We start from the raw sequence: 601 nt of genomic DNA on the forward strand, positions 1-601 counted from the left end.
TTTGACTGAGGAAGTGTTCCAGCCAGGGCAGAAGCTGTTTCTTCCGGCTGACCATGCCCGGTACGGAGCAGGGCGCCACGTTGCCACTCTCCGGCCCGGCAAAATACAGTGTTGAAAAGTATTCACGGATATCAGTCACCATCAGCACGATAAGTCCGGCTCCGGTTGTCACCGCCATCTGCGCCATCGCATTTTGCAGTTCATCCAGTACGGGAGTGACCTGGCCTGGTGAACTCACCTCCAGTTGTGCGATACGCACATCCGTGCCGGCGAGCGAAAAGGTCTTAAGGTCTTTATGCAGAAGCTGTTCTGTGGACTGTCCGGTGATATCGGTTTTGGCTGCCAGTAGCCCGCGGGCAAACGCCTTACGTTTTACTCCCGACAGAACGCAGAGTTCAGTGGCTGTACGGATATCGTCTTCCGTCGTGGTGGGTGAGCGCAGATTAACGGTGTCGCTGAGCAGCGCGCCAAGAAGCAGGATGGCGTGAGTCGGGGGCATTGTGCGGCGCATTTCTGCATCCATCAGCAGCCAGAGTACTGTTGCGCTGCTGCCTGCCGGTTTTATCCAGACCTCCGGCGGCAGTTGCGTGACCAGACCGCC

General features: G+C 57.6%; 1 protein-coding gene. It reads right to left on the reverse strand.

All coding sequences use genetic code 11. The annotated features are described in order from the left end of the window. Positions 1 to 601: DHHA2 domain-containing protein (locus tag DK872_RS27240; protein WP_161519141.1), on the reverse strand; the 601-nt coding region annotated here is incomplete at both ends.

Origin of the sequence: Kosakonia sp. MH5 (assembly GCF_009935945.1) — a bacterium.
In the GTDB taxonomy this organism is placed as follows: Bacteria; Pseudomonadota; Gammaproteobacteria; order Enterobacterales; family Enterobacteriaceae; genus Kosakonia; species Kosakonia radicincitans.